Consider the following 18,273-nt stretch of genomic DNA (forward strand, 5'->3'; position numbering starts at 1 on the left):
TGCACATGACTGAAACCGGTTCAGCCCTGGCCGGGTTTCTGCTCGCAGATTCCCGGCTTCCCTCCGGCGCCTATTCACACTCCGCTGGCCTGGAACCGGCGGTGCTCGCCGGACTGGGGGTCGACGGCGTGTACCCCTATCTGGTCTCGCGGCTTTCCACCGTGGTTCGGATGGAGGCGTGCGCCGCCGTGCTGGCCTTCCGGACTGCGCGGGCGATCCGCACCGCCAGCCCGGCCCCTGAGCGGGGGACGCCGGCGGATGCCCCTGGTTTTGCGCAGCTGGAAGCAGCACTCGACGCCCGCACTCCCTCAGCCGCCCAGCGCGATGCTTCCCGCCGGCTCGGCCGTGGCATGCTGCGCCTGGCGGCCACGCTGAAAGCCGCGGATCCCGCCGTCGCACTCCTGAAACAGACCGTGCCGAAGCCCACCCGCCCGGTGGCCCTGGGGGTAACCGCTGCCGCGCTCGGCATGACGGAGGGGCCGCTGGCGCGGCTCTGCTGCTACGACGATGCCCAGTCCGTCGTCGCCGCGGCGCTGAAGCTGCTGCCGATCGATCCCATGACCGCGACAGGCTGGATTCTCGCCGCTGAGGGCGAGATCAACGCCGTCGCCGAATCCGCAGTGGCCGCCCGTGGACTCGAAGACCTGCCCGCCCTCAGTGCCCCCTGGATGGAGCACTGGGCCGAAGACCACACCACCAGAACAAGGAGGCTGTTCGTTGCCTGAGAACACCACACCCCCGCCCACCCGCTCCCTGCGCCTCGGCGTCGCCGGACCCGTTGGGACCGGCAAAAGCTCGCTGATCGCCACGGTCTGCCGGGCCATGTCCGGAGAACTGAACATCGGGGTGATCACCAATGACATCTATACGGATGAGGATGCCCGGTTCCTGCGCTCGGCCGGCGTCCTGCCGGCGGAGCGGATCCGGGCAGTGGAAACCGGAGCCTGCCCGCATACTGCCATCCGCGACGACGTCACCACCAACCTGCTGGCCGTTGAGGACCTTGAAACCGACTTCGCACCGCTGGACCTGGTCCTGGTGGAAAGCGGCGGCGACAACCTCACCGCCACCTTCTCTCCCGCCCTCGTGGATGCCCAGATCTTTGTGCTCGACGTCGCGGGCGGCGGCGATGTGGCCCGCAAGGGCGGTCCCGGGATTGCCCGGGCGGACCTGCTGGTGATCAACAAGATCGACCTGGCCCCGCACGTGGACGTGGACGTGGACCAGATGGTTGTCGACGCCACCGCAGCACGGGAGGGCAGACCGGTGCTGGCACTTTCCCGCAAGCGCCAGGAAACCATCGATGAGCTCAGTGCCTGGGTGCGCGCAATGGTGGCCCTGCACCGGGCAGGCTTCCACACCCCGCAGGACCCCGGCCCCATGGCACCGCATTTCCACGCCGACGAGGACGGCGGTTTCATCCACAGCCATGACGAGGAGCCCGGCGCTGTCCACCGTCACTGATCCGGTCCGGGGAGCCATGGACGGCAGACCGCGGCCCACCCGGATAGCAGTGGAGCGAACAGGACCCGGCGCCCGGTTTTCCGTGCTCGATCAGGGGCTGTATCTGGCGCCGCGGCCAGTCAGCGTCCCGCTCCGCGCTTCCGGCGGCGGAAACCCGCGCCTGCGCGTTGCGCTGATCGGGATCCATATGATGCTGCTGGGCGGCGACGATGTCCGGATCGAGGTCACGGTGGGTCCGGGGGTCACCCTTGAGCTGATCGAGCCGGCCGGGATGGTGGCGTACGACGCCGAGGGGGTGGCCTCGCGCTGGTCTCTGGACGCCGTGCTCGGCGAGGGGTCGACGCTGGTTTGGGACGGTGCACCGTTTGTGGTGGCCGGCGGGTCCAACGTCCTCCGGGAGACCCGCGTACGGCTGGACGCAGGCGCACGGGTGCTGCTCCGGGAAACCCTGGTGCTCGGACGCTCCGGAGAGGCCGGGGGTGCGCTGCGCAGCGTTACGCGGCTGGCCGGTCCCAGTGGCGACTTCCTGTACGAGGATCTGGACCTTACCGGCACCCGGCGGCAGGCCATTGGCGTACTGGGTGCCTCCAAGGTCCTGGCCAGCGCGACGGCGGCCGGCTGGCGGCCGTCACCAGAACAGGGAGCGTCGCCGGAACAGGGGACGTCACCAGAACAGGAAGCGTCGCCGGAACAGGGGCCGGGAACCGGCGAGGCCCCGAACGCCGGCCTGGACCGAAACGCGGCCCAGGGAACCACCGGCCAGGGAACCGCCGGCCCCGCGGCACACCGGTTCGATCTTGCCGCCGACGGCGCTGTCCTGCGCGCGCTGGCCGATTCGGCCCATCAAGCCGACCGCCTCGTCCAGGCGGAGTACAGCCGGTGGAAGGACCAGCTTACGGAGTAACCCCGCGCCGCGCCTGGGTGCTGCCATCCGGTTCCGGAAAAGTGTCCGCGTGCCCCGCCGCGGCGTCGGCCAGGCCGTCCAGCAGAGTCACCAGGGCCTCCGCGCCATGGGCTGCCGTATTATTCGTCATCCTGCCGATGGGAAAGGACCGGGCCTGGATCTCTGTCAGCCGGCCTGCCGGCTGCAGTTCGACGTGAATGACCAGCTCATGCCTCCGGGCCTTTCGAGTCCGGAGCCAGAGCGAGCGGCCGCTCTCTTCGATGAGGGAGAATGCCGGATTGCCATGCAGCTCGCCCTCGATCAGCCGCCGCGTCTCCGCATAGGGAAGTCCCGGGGCCAGCTGTGCCGCCGCCAGCCGTCCCTGCCCGTGGGCAGAGCAGTGCAGCCCGGTCCTGGTGATGCGCTTGCGCGTCGATACAAGAACGTAGACGGTGAAGCCCCACATGCAGGCCAGGACGGCCCCAAAGACGAGCAGGAGAAGGCCGTCGTCCTGTCTGCCCCAGATCAGCACCAACAGGACTAAGGAACAGCTGACAAATATGCTCAGCCCGGTATTTAGCCACAGGGCCAGACGGTTGTTCCTGCTCAGGCCTTTTCGCTGGATGTACGCCTCCGGGTCCCGTTTCAGGGCGGCGAAAGCCGCCTCTCTCCGGTAAACCACTGTGGCGGACACCAGCGCAGCAGCGCTGACGCTGATACACGCCTTCCAGGGACTTTCTTCCGTCCCCAGCTGCACAAAAACCAGCCCAAGAAGGTAACCAAGGACAGGGGCCAGCGCCAGAATTGCAAGCAGGCGTCTGGCAACGGGTTTGCTTCGCCACAACATGGCAGGGAACCTAATTCCCGCGCTCCGGCTTGGCAACAGTGGAGTTGGCACGGTGGATTGGCGCAGTGGAACAGCCTGTTCCGCAGCGTACGCCGGACGGCGCCCGAGTCGGGGAAGAACCTGCCCCTGGTTCCGCCGTCAGCGGGTCAGCCCGGCCGATGTCTTCCAGTACGCTGCCGCGGCGGCCCAGGCCGCCAGGAAAATCCCGACGACCGCGAAGCCGAAGTACTCCAGGTCAAGCCCGCCGATCCAGGCCACCGGCCCGGTCTGGAGGCCCAGGAGATCGGTGAACATTCCGCCCAGCACCGCTGCACCGACCAGGAACGCCACGGCCACCGAGACTCCGGTGATAACGAGGTTGTAGAAGACCTTCCGCTCCGGAGCGTCGTAGGCCCATTTGTAGACCCGGGCCATAAGCACACCATCGAGGGAATCGAAGAGGACCATGCCGGCGGTGAAAAGCAGCGGCAGAACCATCACCACATACCAGGGCAGCAGGACGACGGCGCCTCCGGCAACCACAAACAGGCCGATGGTGGTTGCAGTATCCAGGCCAAGGCCGAACAGGAAACCGAGCGGGTACATTTTCCACGGCCGGTCCACGCGCCGGGCAACGGGTCCCAGCAGCCGGCTGATGAACCCGCGCTGCTCCAGCGCGGCCTCCAGCTCTTCCTCCTGGAAGCTGCCTGACCGCAGCCGGCGGAAGACCCGCACAATTCCAGCCAGGGCAACCAGGTTGACGGCGCCAATCAACAGCAGGAACGTCCCGGAAACCGCCGGACCCCAGATGCCGGAGACCTGTTTCAACACCGAACCGTCATCCGACAGCTGCCCGGCCAGCGCATCCACCCCCGCAGCCAGTACGGCCACCGCTCCCACCACGATCGTCGAGTGGCCGAGCGCGAACCAAAACCCCGTGGAGACCGGCCGCGCCGAGCCGACCGCAAGCCGGCGGGTGGTGTTGTCGATGGCCGCTATATGGTCGGCGTCAAAGGCGTGCCGCACGCCCAGGAGGTAGGCAGTGACTGCCAGCCCCACACCGAAGACGGCGCCGCCGTCGCCGGTCCGGTAGCTGTGCGGCAGGACCAGCAGTGCGAACCCGCCCCAGGCGAGCAGGTGCAGCACACCCAGGGTCAGGCCCATTCCCCAAAGGCTTCTGCGGACAGATGTGGTGGACAGAGTGAGCGCAGTTGGCATGGGAACCTCAAAGCGTTGAACCGGCTGGGACAGAATCCGATCGTACGAACCCTGCATTGCGGCGGTGTAAACAGGAGGGTCCCCCCGTGTTACGGCGCTGGAGACAGCACTGTCCCTGCTGCACCGGTTGCAAAAGCGCCGGTGCGGCAGGGACAGGGACGGTTAGGGCTGCTGGGGAGAAGAACTAGGCAGCGGTCACCGGTTCAGCAGCCGCATCCTCCGAAGTGATCGGTGTGTTCTTTGGTGCTGCGGCGCGGACGAAGCGCGGGCCTTCGGGACCGTACGCATCAGCCGGTTCCGGGAACAGCGCCAGTACCAGCGGGTACAGCAGCGCCGCCAGCCCGATCGAAACCGGGATGCTCAGATCGACGCCCGCCGCGAGGTTGCCCAGCGGGCCGACGAACTGGTCCGGGAGGTTGACGAACATCAGGCCGGTGAGGGCGGAGACTCCCCAGACGCCCATGGCCCGCCAGTTCCAGCCGTTGTTGAACCAGTAACGGCCGCCCACCTGGCGGCGGTTGAAGACCTGCAGCGAATCGGAGTCGTACCAGCCGCGGCGGGTCACGAATCCGACCATCATAATGATCATCCAGGGAGCGGTGCAGGTGATGATCAGCACGGCGAAGGTGGAAATGCTCTGCACGATATTGAAGGCAAACCGGCCAACGAAGATGAAGATGATCGCGACGATGCCGATGAAGATGGTTGCCTGGATCCGGGAGAACCGCGGGAACACCGAGGAGAAGTCCAGGCCCGTTCCGTAGAGGGCGGTGGTGCCCGTGGACATTCCGCCGATCAGGGCGATCAGGCAGACCGGCAGGAAGTACCAGGCCGGGGCGATTTCCAGCAGGCCGCCAACGTAGTCGGAGCCTTCGAGGAAGGCCGGCGCCTGGATGGCGATAATCGTGGCGGTGACGAGGCCGAAGAGGAACGGCACCAAGGTGGCCATCTGGGCCAGGAAGGCTGCCCCCAGGATCCGGATTTTGGGGGTTTCCGCCGGAATGTAGCGGGACCAGTCCCCCAGGAAAGCGCCGAAGGACACCGGGTTGGACATCACGATCAGCGCCGCGCCAATAAAGGAAGGCCAGTAGAGCGCAGCGGTTTCGGCATCTGCACCGGGCCCGAAGATTCCGGCGTAGGACGGATCGAACGCCCCGGCGAAGGCGACGATGCCCAGCAGGAAGAGCGCGGACGCGGCAACGACCGCGATTTTGTTGACCCACAGCATGAACCGGTACCCGTAGATGCACACGGTGAGGATCAGGATGGCGAACACCGCGTAGGCAGCGCTCAGTGTGAAGACGTTATTGGGCAGGCCGACCAGCCGGTTGGCGCCACCCACCAGTGCGTCGCCGGAGCTCCACACGGAGATGGAGAAGAAGGCGAAAGCTGTCAGCAGGGACAGGAAGGAGCCGACGATGCGCCCGTGCACGCCCAGGTGCGCGGAGGAGGAGACGGCGTTGTTGGTACCGTTCGTTGGACCGAAGACGGCCATCGGAGCCAGGACCAGGGCTCCGGCAACCAGGCCCAGGACCGTGGCCAGCAAGGCGTCGCGGAAGGACAGGCCGAAGATAATCGGGAAGGAGCCCAGCACCACGGTGGCGAAGGTGTTGGCACCTCCGAAGGAGAGACGGAACAGGTCCCGCGGCCGGGATGTGCGTTCCGGGGCAGGAATCGGTTCAATACCGTGTTGTTCCACCCGGGCGGCCGGCGGAGTTACTGTGCTCATGCTGCCACGTCTTCGCTGGCCGCGGGTGCCGGGGACAGATGTTCGTGGACAGCCAGGACGGCTCCGTCCTCAGTACGGACGAACACGATGGTTTCCCGTTCCCGGGTCTCTTCGGACGCGCCGGGCGTGCCCGCTACGGTATGCACGTCATGGGTGAAGACGGCGGACGGACCGGCGAGCTGAATCCGGGCATTCGTGCTGGTGCAGGACTCGATTGCCCAGCCTTCGGCGGTCCAGCCCTCCCAGAGGGAGCGGTATTCGCTGCGGGATTCCAGCCGTGCCGGTTCTGTATGGAACACGAAGGTGGCGTCTTCAGCGAAGGCACCAAAGTAGGCCTCGGTATCGGTGGCGGCAAACGCGGCCACCAGGCGCTGGGCAGCGGCTTGGACCTCATCGCGGGTCAGATTCATGGCGGAAATCCTTACTGTGCCCGGGACGGCGGGCAGGCTGTGGACCGCGTCACCATTGCGACGCGAGTGTGACTACTAAACATCAAAAATTGCTTATTAGGCAACTCTTTAACACGTCGGTAACATAACCCCGGCCCGAACGCGTCATGAAACGCAACCCAGCGGCTGCGAGGAGCCTTCCACGGTTGAGGAAGGCTCCCCGCAGCCGCTGGTTGTGGTCTACGGGATCAGGACCAGCCGGATCGGATTACCTTCCTTGGCATCCAGGGATTTGACGGCCTGCTCAGCGTCGGCAAGCGGAATCCGAGCGCTGACGGACTTGGCAAAGTCCAGGCGTCCAAGCCGGGCCAGGGATACCAGCTGCGGCACGTGGTGCGCTTCAGATCCATAGTGCCCGCGGATCTGCTTGCGGGCGTAGGAGAAGTCCGTGCTGTCGTGGATGGTCATCGGCTTGCCGCTCAGGCCTACAAGAACCAGCCGTCCGCGCAGGCCCAGGCAGTCGAGGGCCTGAGTCCGGACCGCGTCAACCCCGGCGAAATCCAGTGCGACGTCCAGTCCGCGCCCGCCGGTGGCGGCTGCCATGGCCTCTGCGAAGTTCCCTGCTGCAGGGTCCAGGGCGTAGTCGGCGCCAAAGGACAGGGCGCGTTCCCGTGCTTCCGGGATCGGATCGACGGCAATAATCGGCGCGGCTCCGATGAGCCGCAGCAGCTGGACCCCATGCGCACCCAGCCCACCGATACCCCAGACACCCACGGCTTCACCGGCGCGCACATCTGCGGTGGAGGAGATGGCACCCCACGGGGTGGAGACGGCATCCGGGATGATCGACGCCTGGTCGAACGGTATTTGGTCGCCCAGCGGGACCAGCACACCGGCAGGAACCACCAGGTACTCAGCCCAGCCGCCGTCGTAGTCCACTCCCATGGTGAGAGTCACGCCGTTGTGCTCATAGCCTGCCTGGACCACAACCCGGTCCCCCGCCGTCACCGAGGTGACGCCGGGCCCGGGAAGATCCACCGTCCCGGCCACTTCATGGCCAAGCGTGACTTCATCGCCCTGGAGGAATTTGGGACGGAGCAGCCCCTGGATCAGGTGGACATCCGAGAGGCAGACGCCTGCCGCGCCCACCTTGATCCGGACGAATCCGGGGCCGGGGTCCGGCACCGGAACTTCCTGCATGGAAAACTTTCCGGTTTCGACATTCAGGCGTCCGGCGATCATCATCCGGGTAGTGCCGTTAGACATTGCAAACCTCTTATAACAGTGGAAACTGCGCCGCGGGCGCGGCCGCAGAACCTCATTATCTGCCTGCGTAACAATCGCACCAAAACCCACGGCGCCTGTAGATGGGCCCGCAAGAGCCAGAGTGCACCAGCCGGCTACTCACCATCCACATACAGCCAGCGGCCCGCTTCCCGGAGAAAACTGCTGCGTTCACTCTGGACGCCCGGAGCATCGTCCTCGCGGTAGTGAGCCGCGAAGGTCACGACGCCGGTGGAGTCCAGGGGGCCGCCTGCCTGGGTGGACATGATGTCCAGCCGCCGCCAGACCCGCGCGGGATCAAGGTCCAGCCTGGCTGGACGCGCACTTGGATGCCAGGTGCGCAGGAGGTAGCTGCTGTCTCCGGTCACGAAGGCTGTATACCGCGAACGCATGAGCGCTTCCGCCGTCGGCGCGGGGACGCTGCCGGCATGGAAGCGGTGGCAGCATCCGCCATAGGTTTCTCCGCTGAGGCAGGGGCAGCGGTCGGAGGAGTTCAGCACCGGGAAAGTCATTCCTCAAGTATGCGAGACTCCGGGTCCCAGGCATAAACCGGTCTACGGCGGACTGACTGGCTGCGGGGATGTTCCGCTGACGTGTCCGGGATGAAGCGGGTACCGGCTCTGGTCCGCAGCGCCCACCCGGCCGGCCGCCAGGACGACGGCGACGGTGAGCACGGTCATGGCCAGGACGGCAAGCAAGGCCCGGCCGGTAATGACCGCACGGCTGGGAGGCACACGCACGGTACCTGCGTATCCCTGGACGGCACCGCGTGATCCACTGGCTCTCCACCGCCCGCCGTTCCGCCGTCCTGCAGGCCGGGAAACCGGTAGCAAGCCAATCGAGGGAGGTGTTTGCGGAGCCGCCGGCGTATGGACATCCGGGTGACCGGGTCCGTCGCCGTCCGCAAGGGCGGCGGCCGCCTGCTCTGCAGCGGGTGCAGGCACTGCTGACACCGGAAGGTTCAACGCCTCCCGGCCTGGCTCCGCATCTGTGCTGCCCGTTCCAGATGTCCCACCCGTTCCTGCTGGCCCACCCGTTCCTGCTGGCCAACCCGTTCCTGCTGTTCCACGGGTTCCTGCAATTCCAGCCGTTCCCGAGACCGCCCCGGACACAATCGTCTCTGCGGCATCCTGGGCCGGCCCAGGAACTCCGTCATCAGCGGCACGGCGGAACGCTGCGGCTGCACCCGCCCAGCGGAAGTCCAGCAGGGACGCGGAAACCTCCCCCGCCGTGGGCCGGTCCTCCGGTGTGCGTGCCGTCATGGCGGACAGCAGCGACCGCCACTGCGGTCCCAGCGTTGCAGGGATCTCCGGGTCGCGGCTCAGTCGTGCGACGGCGGCTTCCACAGCGCTGCCGCCGAATTCGATCCGTCCCGTCACGCTTTCCAGCAGCACCAGTCCGAGCGAATAAATGTCCGACGAGGCGCAGGCCGAGCTGCCCGAGGCCTGTTCAGGGCTAAGGTAATTTGCGGTTCCCAGGGTCGCGCCGGTGGCCGTGATGCGGGCCCCGTCAACCATCCGGGCGATTCCAAAGTCGGTGAGTTTTGCCCGGGGCGCAGTCCCTGCGATGGCGGGCGGCAACAGGATATTGGCCGGCTTCACGTCCCGGTGCACAACACCGCGGGCATGAATATATGCCAGCGCTCCAGCCAGCTCCGCTCCGATATATGCGGCGTCGGCCGCCGGGACGGGGTTATCCCGGAGCCGCTTTCGAAGATCCGGGCCGTCAACCAGCTCCATGACCAGGAACGCGCGCGGCTCGCCGGCGGCACCGTCGTCACGGCCGGCGTCGTCCTTGCCCGCGTCAAACAGGGTGACCAGCCCGGGGTGTGTGAGGGAGGCCAGCAGGTGCATTTCCGTGTCCTGGCGCTCGACGTCGTCGGGGTCCACAGCACTGGCTCGGAAGAGCTTCACCGCAATGTCGCGGCCGAGAGCTTCATCCTGTCCTCGATAGACGGTGGCCATGCCACCGTGGCCTATGGGTTCGGTGAGTCGGTAACGGCCCGCAATCAGACGATTCAGGCCACCCGCTGCGCTGATTTCCATGCTGCAACCTTCTCTCGCCACTTAAGAGTAACGGGTGGTTTGCAGCACGTAGATGGGCTCCGCGTACTTATTTTTGAACCGGGTTTTTCCCTCGTGAAAGTCCCCTGAATACGCTAAACTGCCCTGCCGTGTTTGACCCCGGCAGGGCAGTTTAAGCGTCGTCCCGCACGTGGCCTGCGGCCATGTGCGGGAAGGACATTCGTTAGCCGCCGAAGACCGGCGCCAGTGCCTTCCAAGCCTGCTGCAGTCCCAGGATGATGAACAGCAGGGCGGTGATTCCCAGGGCGATGTTGGTGTGCAGGCGGTTGGCGTAGATCTTGGGAATCCGCTTGCCGTTAAGCAGCCCCAGCAGGGTAAGTGCCAGGAACGGCATAAACAGGGATCCCAGGACACCGTAGGCCAGAATCAGGCCGATTGGCTGTCCGAGTGCGAACAGGATCATCGGCGGGAAAGTCAGCCAGAGGACGTAGAACTTGAAGTACTTACCGCCGACGCGGGTGTCCGGGTGTCCTGATTCCTTGCCGCGCATGTTGCCCCAGAAATCGGCAAACATCAGGGAGACACCGTTCCACACACCGATGATCGAGGAGAAAGATGCAGCCCAGAATCCCACGAGGAATCCGGTGCCCACGAAATCTCCGTACTCCACCTTCAGTACGCCGTAGAGATCCAGCAGGCCTTCGTCGCCGGCGCTGAGCGAAATGCCGGCGGTGCGGACAACTTCCGCGCCCACGATCAGCATGGCGACCACGAAAATGCCGGTCATCACGTAGGCCATGGAGTTATCAATGCGCATGACCTTCATCCACTTGGGCGTGTACCAGCCCTTTTCGCGGAGCCAGTAGCCGTAAGCGGCGAGCGTGATAGTGCCGCCGACACCACCGGCCAGCGCCAGGGTGTAAACGACACCACCCTCCGGAATGACCGGGACAAGACCCTTGAACATCTCCGGGATATTCGGCAGCGCGATGACGGCAAGGCCGACGACCGAGACGAACATCAGGCCCACCAGGACCGCGGTGATTTTCTCGAAGGTGGCGTATTTGCCGAACCAGACCATCACGAAGCCGGCCAGCCCCATCAGGATGGCCCAGGCCCACAGCGGGAGGACCGGGAACACGGCGGCAAGGGGAAGCGCGGCGGAGGACATCGCCGTCGCTCCGTAGACGAAGCCCCAAATCATGATGTACGGGCCGAAGTACCAGGTGGTCCAGCGCCCGAGGGAGCGCCAGCCCTCGAAGATGGTCTTACCGGTGGCCAGTGTGAAACGTCCGGCCCCTTCGACCAGGATGATCTTCAGGATGACGCCGAGGATAACGGCCCACAACAGCCCATAGCCGTAGCGTGAGCCGGCAACAAGGGTGGCAACCATGTCCGCCGCGCCGACACCGGTTGCGGCAACCACAAGCCCGGGGCCAACAATCTTCCATTTAGCGGGTGCGCCGCCGTCGTCATCTACGCGTTCGGAGTGCGGAACGGCACCCGCGCGGGCGTTATTCTCAGCCATCGGCCTGGGATTCCTATCGTGCGAGAGGCCACGGCGTGGCAGCAGCCGCGGCAAAAATGTGCCGGGGCTCACCCGGGACAATGAATTCTCTCACACCCCTTGTGCGGCGCCGAAATTTCTGAGCGGGCTAACTGCGGGCGCGCCGTAGGCCTCGTAGGCCCCGGTTTCATGGGTCACTATGGTCAACCCGGCCTCAATGGCGGTCGCCGCTATGAGGGAACGGAAAGCCTCCCGTGCGTCACTGGTCTCCGCCGACGGTGCCTGCGGCAGCGACCGCCACGCCACCGCCACGTGATGGCTGACCGGGAGTATGTTCCCGGAGAACCGGTGGATGAATTCGTCGAGCCATCCGTCAGGACTCTCCTGCGAGTCCAGCTCCGCGAGCGTCAGGGCAGAGACAAAGATGCGCAGGTGGCTCCGGCTGCGCAGGAAGGCGACAACACCGGGGTCTGGTGAAGATCCACGCACCTCCGCAACCACCGGTGTATCAAGGAGCAGCCCAGCCGGAGTGCTCATACTGCGGCGACAGGGTCGCCGAGCAGGAAGCTGATGAAGGCTTCCCGTCCGCTGACCAGGGTTTCGTACTCCTGGAGGCTCACTGCGTGAAGGGACTGAAGTGCGGGAAAAGTAGTGTCCATGGGTGCGGCGCCGTGCGCCGGTCCTTTCGGCGTGCTCTTGCCTGGCACCGGTTGCCGCTGGGGCGAGTGCAGGCCGCTTCTTCATCCGAACCACCCAACGAGCGTGGGGTTGGTATGCGGCCAAGTCGGAGCTTGGCGGCCGCAGTTCTTGAAGCTGTAGGAAGTATAACCAGATTCTGGACGATGTGTGTTCCGTTACATTTCCTACGAAACATTCCGGCCGGTCCGGGCGGTTAAACCACAGATGCAGGACGGAAAACCGTCCTGCATCTGTGTCCAGCTGGCCCGTGAAAGGGGCCGCAAGCCTTGATTAGACAGGCTGGATGTTTACCGCCTGGGGGCCCTTCGGTCCCTGTTCGGTATCGAAGCTAACCTTCTGGTTCTCTTCGAGGGAGCGGTAGCCGCTCGCGTTGATGGCGGAGTAGTGGGCGAAAACATCGGCGCTGCCGTCGTCGGGCTCGATGAAGCCGAAGCCCTTTTCAGAGTTAAACCATTTCACGGTGCCAGTTGCCATTTTTAATCATCCTTCTGAGGCGAAACATCCCCGACCGTCGGGGAGCTTCCAGTTGCTGTGCCGTCTACGGCGTTCTACAAAAAAAGCGGCTTTGCCCTGGATCTGGGTTTCGGCCGCTTGGATACAAAATGCTCAACACAACAACTGCGGCTAGTATACACAGCGGCCGGGGCAGCGTCACGGGTCCATCGACTCCCCTACGCTGGAAAGATGGACTCCCCGATCGAGCACTACCTGCAGCGCATCCACGCCGAGATTTCCGACCTCAAGGACGGCAAACCGTACAGCTCCATTCCTGCCATGGCGAATGTTGATCCGGACCGCTTTGGAATCGTCCTCGCCACCGCTGACGGCTACGTCTATGAGGTGGGTGACACCCGCGAGGAATTCAGCATCCAGTCGATCTCCAAGCCTTTCACCTATGGCCTGGCGCTGGCTGACCGCGGCATGGATGACGTCGATGCGAAGGTCGACGTCGAGCCCTCCGGAGATTCCTTCAACGAAATCTCGCTCGCCGAAGGAACCGGGCGCCCGGCAAACGCGATGATCAATGCAGGAGCCCTCACGGCCACCTCCCTGGTGCGCGGTTCCGGCGGCAACTCCCGTTTCAAACGCATCCTGAATACCTATTCGGCCTTCGCGGGCCGCCAGTTGTCCGTCAGCGAACGCATTTACCAGTCCGAGCTGAAATACGGACACCGCAACCACGCCTTGGCCTATCTGCTGCGCAGCTTCGACATCATCGAATCTGACCCGACGCCGGTGATCGAGGACTACTTCCGGCAGTGCTCGGTGATGGTGACGGCCCTGGACCTGGCCATGATGGCCGCCACTTTGGCGAACAGCGGGCGGAATCCCCTGAGTAATGAGCAGGTGCTGGATATCGCCCCGGTGGAACGGGTGCTCTCGGTCATGGCGACCTGCGGCATGTATGACGATGCCGGCGCGTGGATGAGCAGCGTCGGGATGCCGGCCAAGTCCGGGGTGGGCGGCGGAACCATCGCGGTGCTGCCCGGCCAGATCGGCTTGGCCGTCTACTCTCCCCCGCTGGATGCCCACGGGAGCAGCGTCCGCGGGGTCGCCGTCAGCCAGCGGCTCTCCCATGATCTGGAACTGCACTTTGTCCGGGCCGGGCGGACCGGGCGTTCGGCGCTCCGGGCCGCCTTTGACATCGGGACCACGCCGTCGGGGATCCGCCGAAGCGAGGATGCTGCGGCTGTCCTCCGCACGAACGCGCACCGGGCCCACATCCTTGAGCTCAACGGCGATCTGCTGTTTGCCGGAGCCGAAGCGATGGTGCGGGAGCTCTCCTCCCTCCAGGACGACGTCGAACTGGTGGTGCTGGACCTGCGCAGCGTGGACGAAGTCTCCGGGGTGGCCCTGCGGATGTTCGGTGAGGCGGCACAGATGCTGACGGAGTCGGGCAGGCAGCTGGCGGTGGTGGATACGGCTGGTGCCGTTGCCGCCGACCTCACGGAGCACGGCCACCCGGTGCTCACCTTCAAAACCCGCTCCGCTGCGGTGGAATGGTGTGAGGATGAGCTCCTGACGCGCTACGGCGCGGATCTGGTCCAGCCGGAGCGGATTCTCCCGGCGGACTCCCCCGCACTGGCTCCGCTGGGGCAGGAGGCCGCCGATGATCTGGCCGGGCGGATGGAAGAACTCTCCTATGCCGACGGCGAGGTGATCCGCCGCATCGGCCAGCGGTTCAGCGGCGTTTACTTTATTAGCTCCGGATACGTGCAGACCCTGATGCCCGGGCCTGACGGGCAAAAGGTGAAGCTGAACCGGCTGGGCGCCGGCATGACCTTCGGCGAGATGGCACTCGGCGACGACAAGCGCCAGGAAACCACGGTGAAAGCCGACGGCGAGGTCCAGGTATGGCGGCTGCCTGCGGAGGAGATCGCCCGGATGGAAGCCGACGAACCACGGCTGGCCATGCAGTTCTGGCGTGCGCTGACGCAGGACGCCTACACAAGGGTTGAGCAGTATCTGCGTGAGACGGCGGTGCGGGTCCAGGACTAGCCTGAGGCGGCGCGGGCGCGCCTGCCCTGTCCAGTGGCGGGCCGCGCGCCGCCGCATCCTGCCTGGCGGGTCCGCGTCGTCTGATCCTGCCAGCCGCAGGACGTTCCTCAGGGGACGAAGGGGACGCGGCATTGCCTCATGATGAGGACTCATCCACCAGGACGAACTGAGTAGACAAGAGCAGGACGTTAAACAAGAAGAGCAGGACGGTTGCCCGTCCTGCTCTTCTTTTTAGATACCTGCCTTTACGGCGGTGTCTAGGCTTCTGAAATTAGAGGCCCTGAATGTTCGTGGCCTGCGGACCCTTGGGGCCCTGCTCGGTGTCGAAGGAGACCTTCTGGTTCTCTTCGAGGGACTTGTAGCCGCTGGAGTTGATAGCGGAGTAGTGAGCGAAGACGTCGGCGCTGCCGTCATCCGGCTCAATGAAGCCGAAGCCCTTTTCGGAGTTGAACCACTTCACGGTACCTGTAGCCATTTTAATACTTCCTTCTGCTCGAAACCGTTCCCGACTTTCGGGGGGTTTCAGTCGCGGTGTCCGTTTTTACCGCTTATACAGAAAAAGCGGCTAGCCCGTCTGGGTTTCGCCGCTTGAAATACAAAACGCGCAACACAACAACTGAAAAAGACTATACACGACTTTCCCCGGGGGTGCTAGTCCCGCTTTTCCCTGCCCGTCCTGCAGGCGTCCCGGCAGGCGTCCCGGCGTCACTCCGGCTGCAGCAGTTCGGCTGGGATCATCGTGCGGTCACGGACCCGGCGCAGGAGAACCCTGTCGATCGGAAGCCCCCGGCGGAGCACGCTGACATCCCCGGTGGGTTCCAGGATGACCAGGGCAATCTCGGAGAAGTTCCTGATCCCTGCCTGCCGGAGTTTGAAGTACACCTCGTCCTCCTGGATCTTGGCCTGCCGCAGTCCGTCAGCCAGGACCTGGTCGCCGGCCATCAGCAGGATCGGCCTGCTGCTCAGGAACGCGCCGCGCTTTGTCCGCCGCAGGTAGGCTTCCAGCCGCAGCATCCCGAACATGGTGGCCAACCCGATGATGCCTGCGGTCAGCGTAGGCGTGTATCCCAGCACCACCCGGCCCAGGACAGATCCCAGGGCGATGACTATCGCCTTGTCCAGGGTCGACCAGCTGGCCAGCGCACGCTGCCCAAAACCCCGGACTAAAAGGTAGAAGGCGAGATAGATGCCCAGGGCCGAGATGACGACCCAGAGCGCTTCAATGGGCGAAATACCAAGGCTGTGCCACACGGTGGGTCTCCTAACAGGTGCACCTGGTCCCCCGTCAGCCCAGATTAGCCCGCTGCCCCCTGCCCGGGGCAGCGCTTCCTGCAGGTATTCCCTGCCCAGGTCCCGCTTGTTCAGGCTGCTTGTTCAGGCTGCTTGTCAGACTGCTTGTCAGCCGAAAACGGATTCCCCGGCCCAAGGGCGGATCAGCTCGCGCTGTTCCTCGCTCACGCGCAGCAGCCGGCCGGATACCCCGTCGACAAAAGCCAGGACGGTTTCCGCCTTGACGCACGGCACCCCCATCACCGGATCAGACACCAGATAGGAGATGCTCAGGCTCGCTGCCTTGACGGAGCTGACCCAGATATCGACGCTGGCCGGGATGTTGCGGTACTCCAGCGGCGCCAGGTACTTCACCCGGTGTTCGGAGATCAAGGACTGTGTGTTCGCTGGGACCGAGTTGAAGAGCGCGATGGGCGGTTCAGTGCCTGGCGCACCGGTGCCGCCGGGCGGACCGAAAGCCAGGATGCGTGCTTCTTCCAACATGCGGAGGATTTCCACGTTGTTGATGTGGCCGTAGGCGTCCATGTCCGACCAGCGCATGGGCACGTTCACGCGGATGACATGGGAAGGGATCGTCATGGATCCGATTTTGGCACAGGCTCCGGTTCCGGGCCGACGGCGTTACGCGCCGGCCCGGGCCACAACTGTTTCAGGCCCGGGCGGGCGCGCAGTACCCGGGCCGGGTGCAGTAGCCGGGCCGGGTGCAGTAGCCGGGCCGGGTGCAGTACCCGGCCGGGGCGGCGGTTATGCCTCGGCGGGCTGCATGATGTCAGCCAGAAGCGTGAAGGAGCGCAGCCGCTGCTCCAAGGGGGCGTGCGTCGCGACAATCAGTTCGTCGGCCTGGGCATGCTCGCCGAACCAGTCGAGGTAGTCCCGGACCTGGGCTGTGGTTCCCACGCCGGAATAGTGGCCCATCATCTTGATGTGCTGGCCGGCGGGCGATTCGAGCACCAGGTCCGCTTCTTCGTCCGTGTACGTCCGGTCCTTGCCCAGCAGCTGGGTGACCCGGCGGCGCTGGGACTGCGCAAAGATGGCCTCCGCTTCCTCGGTGGTATCGGCAGCGAGCACATTGACTCCTGCAATGACGTACGGCTCCGCCAGCTGTGCGGAAGGCTGGAATTCGCGCCGGTACAGTGCGACGGCGTCCTGCAGTGCCTGCGGCGCGAAGTGTGAGGCAAAGGAGTACGGCAGGCCCAGTGCGGCGGCCAGGCGCGCACCAAACAGGGAGGAACCCAGAATGTAGAGCGGCACGTTGGTCCCCTTACCGGGGATCGCGTCGATGCCCGGGATCAGGCTGTTCCCGGTGAGGTAGCCCTGAAGCTCCTGGACATCGCGCGGGAAGCTGTCAGCGGACATCGGATCCCGCCGCAGGGCGCGCATGGTCTTCTGGTCGCTGCCCGGCGCCCGGCCCAGACCGAGGTCGATGCGCCCGGGATACAGGGATTCCAGGGTGCCGAACTGCTCAGCGATGGTCAGCGGGGCGTGGTTGGGAAGCATAATGCCGCCCGCGCCGAGCCGGATCGAGGAGGTGTTGGCCCCGATGTAGGAGATGAGCACGCTGGTGGCCGAGGACGCGATGGTCGGCATGTTGTGGTGCTCGGCGTACCAAATCCGGCGGTAGCCCAGATTCTCTGCATGCTGGGCGAGGGCAAGGCTGTCCCGGAAGGATTCCGAAGCGGTCCCGCCCTCTTCAATGGAAGCGAAGTCGAGGATGGAGAGCGGATACGGCATGGAATGGCCTTTCGTTGTGCGGTTTTTTCTGCCCGTGAGCGCAGGAGGTTGAATCCTGCGGACGGTCCGCTGGAACAGCGTTAGGTGTCCGAACGGGCTTAGGGTTCAACCGCGGGAGGCTCCCGCTTATTTCAACCGCAGTGTGAATCCCGGCACCAGGTCATTTCTGACGCGCCAGGAAGTTCGAGAGCCGGTGGAAGGACTGGCTCCAGCCGCTCTCGTGTCCGTCGCGGTCCTGGGCTCCCGGAAACGGGCCCTGCCGGAAGGTCATCTGCGTTCCGCCGTTGTGCGGTTCCAGGTCCACCGTGATCAGGGTGAGGTTGCTGGCCGGGGTCCCATCCGGTTCTTCCCATTGCTGGGTCATCGAAAGATGCTCCGGCGGGTCCAGCCGTTCGAGTGTGCCGCCCCACCACAGTTCCTCCCCGGTAATGGTGTTGATCATGCAGGCCTTGTATTTTCCGCCCTCACGGTCGTCGACGCTGACCCGGTCTGCCGGGACGATGAAGCCCTCAGGTCCCCACCAGTCCGTGGCATGCGCCAGGTCAGCCCAGGCGTTGTAGACCGCTGCCGGTTCGGCGGCGAAACTCCGCACCATCTCCAGATAGATTGCCCGGCGGGAATCGGATTCTGCTGGCTGTGCCATGGCGCGCCCTTCCTCGAGGAGCAGCTGTGTTCCCTTTAAGTGTGCGTCCGCTCTTGGCGGCAGGCACGGCACTCCGCCCGGTTTTCC

Annotated in this window: 20 protein-coding genes and 1 riboswitch; of the genes, 4 read left to right on the forward strand and 16 right to left on the reverse strand. The window is 65.1% G+C overall.

All coding sequences use genetic code 11. From position 1 onward, the window contains the following. Positions 1 to 5 precede the first annotated feature (5 nt). Genes H9638_RS05380 through H9638_RS05390 form a run of 3 tightly spaced genes read left to right on the forward strand, consistent with a single transcriptional unit; the run spans position 6 to position 2,368 of the window. Positions 6 to 725 carry an urease accessory protein UreF gene (locus H9638_RS05380; protein ID WP_191746163.1) on the forward strand — a complete coding sequence of 240 codons (720 nt, stop codon included), beginning with the start codon at positions 6 to 8 and terminating at the stop codon, positions 723 to 725. Beyond that, positions 718 to 1,464, forward strand: coding sequence for an urease accessory protein UreG (ureG, locus tag H9638_RS05385; protein ID WP_191746164.1), 747 nt, complete (start codon positions 718 to 720; stop codon positions 1,462 to 1,464). The genes H9638_RS05380 and ureG overlap by 8 nt, the downstream gene beginning before the upstream one ends. Further along, the gene (locus H9638_RS05390; protein WP_191746165.1) at positions 1,430 to 2,368 is read left to right on the forward strand and encodes an urease accessory protein UreD; all 939 of its coding nucleotides are present in this window, start codon (positions 1,430 to 1,432) and stop codon (positions 2,366 to 2,368) included. The genes ureG and H9638_RS05390 overlap by 35 nt, the downstream gene beginning before the upstream one ends. Here H9638_RS05390 and H9638_RS05395 read toward each other — a convergent pair. From H9638_RS05395 to H9638_RS05440, 11 genes are all read right to left on the reverse strand, one after another. After that, positions 2,358 to 3,194, reverse strand: a complete 837-nt coding sequence (locus tag H9638_RS05395) for a hypothetical protein (RefSeq protein ID WP_191746166.1) — start codon at positions 3,192 to 3,194, stop codon at positions 2,358 to 2,360. The genes H9638_RS05390 and H9638_RS05395 overlap by 11 nt on opposite strands. Before the next feature lie 138 nt (positions 3,195 to 3,332). After that, complete coding sequence (locus tag H9638_RS05400; RefSeq protein ID WP_191746167.1) at positions 3,333 to 4,337, reverse strand: HoxN/HupN/NixA family nickel/cobalt transporter; 1,005 nt, start codon at positions 4,335 to 4,337, stop codon at positions 3,333 to 3,335. Between the two features lie 238 nt (positions 4,338 to 4,575). Beyond that, a complete protein-coding gene (locus H9638_RS05405; protein WP_191746168.1) occupies positions 4,576 to 6,120 on the reverse strand; it encodes a purine-cytosine permease family protein in 1,545 nt (514 codons plus the stop codon). Further along, entirely contained in the window at positions 6,117 to 6,530 is a 414-nt protein-coding gene (locus H9638_RS05410; RefSeq protein ID WP_191746169.1) for a YybH family protein, read from the reverse strand. The genes H9638_RS05405 and H9638_RS05410 overlap by 4 nt, the downstream gene beginning before the upstream one ends. Before the next feature lie 219 nt (positions 6,531 to 6,749). Next, a complete protein-coding gene (locus tag H9638_RS05415) occupies positions 6,750 to 7,775 on the reverse strand; it encodes a zinc-binding dehydrogenase (protein WP_225217009.1) in 1,026 nt (341 codons plus the stop codon). 134 nt (positions 7,776 to 7,909) lie between these two features. Then, entirely contained in the window at positions 7,910 to 8,305 is a 396-nt protein-coding gene (locus H9638_RS05420) for a YchJ family protein (RefSeq protein ID WP_191746170.1), read from the reverse strand. 42 nt (positions 8,306 to 8,347) lie between these two features. Next, positions 8,348 to 9,838, reverse strand: coding sequence for a serine/threonine-protein kinase (locus H9638_RS05425; protein WP_225217010.1), 1,491 nt, complete (start codon positions 9,836 to 9,838; stop codon positions 8,348 to 8,350). A 202-nt stretch (positions 9,839 to 10,040) separates the two neighbouring features. Further along, entirely contained in the window at positions 10,041 to 11,345 is a 1,305-nt protein-coding gene (locus H9638_RS05430) for an Nramp family divalent metal transporter (RefSeq protein WP_191746171.1), read from the reverse strand. 90 nt (positions 11,346 to 11,435) lie between these two features. Continuing rightward, positions 11,436 to 11,861 carry a PIN domain-containing protein gene (locus H9638_RS05435; protein WP_191746172.1) on the reverse strand — a complete coding sequence of 142 codons (426 nt, stop codon included), beginning with the start codon at positions 11,859 to 11,861 and terminating at the stop codon, positions 11,436 to 11,438. After that, positions 11,858 to 11,983: a hypothetical protein gene (locus H9638_RS16940; protein ID WP_263599409.1), complete on the reverse strand. Its 126-nt coding sequence runs from the start codon at positions 11,981 to 11,983 to the stop codon at positions 11,858 to 11,860. The genes H9638_RS05435 and H9638_RS16940 overlap by 4 nt, the downstream gene beginning before the upstream one ends. 28 nt (positions 11,984 to 12,011) lie before the next feature. Then, a riboswitch (SAM riboswitch) is annotated at positions 12,012 to 12,137 on the reverse strand. 156 nt (positions 12,138 to 12,293) lie between these two features. Then, positions 12,294 to 12,497 (reverse strand): cold-shock protein, encoded by a 204-nt coding sequence (locus tag H9638_RS05440; protein WP_055240160.1) that lies wholly within the window; start codon positions 12,495 to 12,497, stop codon positions 12,294 to 12,296. Positions 12,498 to 12,707: 210 nt separating this feature from the next. On the opposite strand from H9638_RS05440, the gene glsA reads away from it, so the two are divergent. Beyond that, the gene (glsA, locus tag H9638_RS05445) at positions 12,708 to 14,522 is read left to right on the forward strand and encodes a glutaminase A (RefSeq protein ID WP_191746173.1); all 1,815 of its coding nucleotides are present in this window, start codon (positions 12,708 to 12,710) and stop codon (positions 14,520 to 14,522) included. A 271-nt stretch (positions 14,523 to 14,793) separates the two neighbouring features. Here glsA and H9638_RS05450 read toward each other — a convergent pair whose 3' ends face one another. From H9638_RS05450 to H9638_RS05470, 5 genes are all read right to left on the reverse strand, one after another. Next, complete coding sequence (locus H9638_RS05450) at positions 14,794 to 14,997, reverse strand: cold-shock protein (protein WP_055240158.1); 204 nt, start codon at positions 14,995 to 14,997, stop codon at positions 14,794 to 14,796. A 230-nt stretch (positions 14,998 to 15,227) separates the two neighbouring features. Then, complete coding sequence (locus H9638_RS05455; RefSeq protein ID WP_191746174.1) at positions 15,228 to 15,773, reverse strand: DUF421 domain-containing protein; 546 nt, start codon at positions 15,771 to 15,773, stop codon at positions 15,228 to 15,230. A 147-nt stretch (positions 15,774 to 15,920) separates the two neighbouring features. After that, positions 15,921 to 16,391 carry an acyl-CoA thioesterase gene (locus H9638_RS05460; protein ID WP_225217011.1) on the reverse strand — a complete coding sequence of 157 codons (471 nt, stop codon included), beginning with the start codon at positions 16,389 to 16,391 and terminating at the stop codon, positions 15,921 to 15,923. A 165-nt stretch (positions 16,392 to 16,556) separates the two neighbouring features. Continuing rightward, positions 16,557 to 17,543: an LLM class flavin-dependent oxidoreductase gene (locus H9638_RS05465; RefSeq protein ID WP_191746175.1), complete on the reverse strand. Its 987-nt coding sequence runs from the start codon at positions 17,541 to 17,543 to the stop codon at positions 16,557 to 16,559. 160 nt (positions 17,544 to 17,703) lie between these two features. Then, entirely contained in the window at positions 17,704 to 18,186 is a 483-nt protein-coding gene (locus tag H9638_RS05470) for an SRPBCC family protein (protein ID WP_191746176.1), read from the reverse strand. Between the last annotated feature and the right edge of the window lie 87 nt (positions 18,187 to 18,273).

The sequence above is a fragment of the Arthrobacter pullicola genome (assembly GCF_014836875.1).
GTDB classification, from domain to species: domain Bacteria; phylum Actinomycetota; class Actinomycetes; order Actinomycetales; family Micrococcaceae; genus Arthrobacter_B; species Arthrobacter_B pullicola.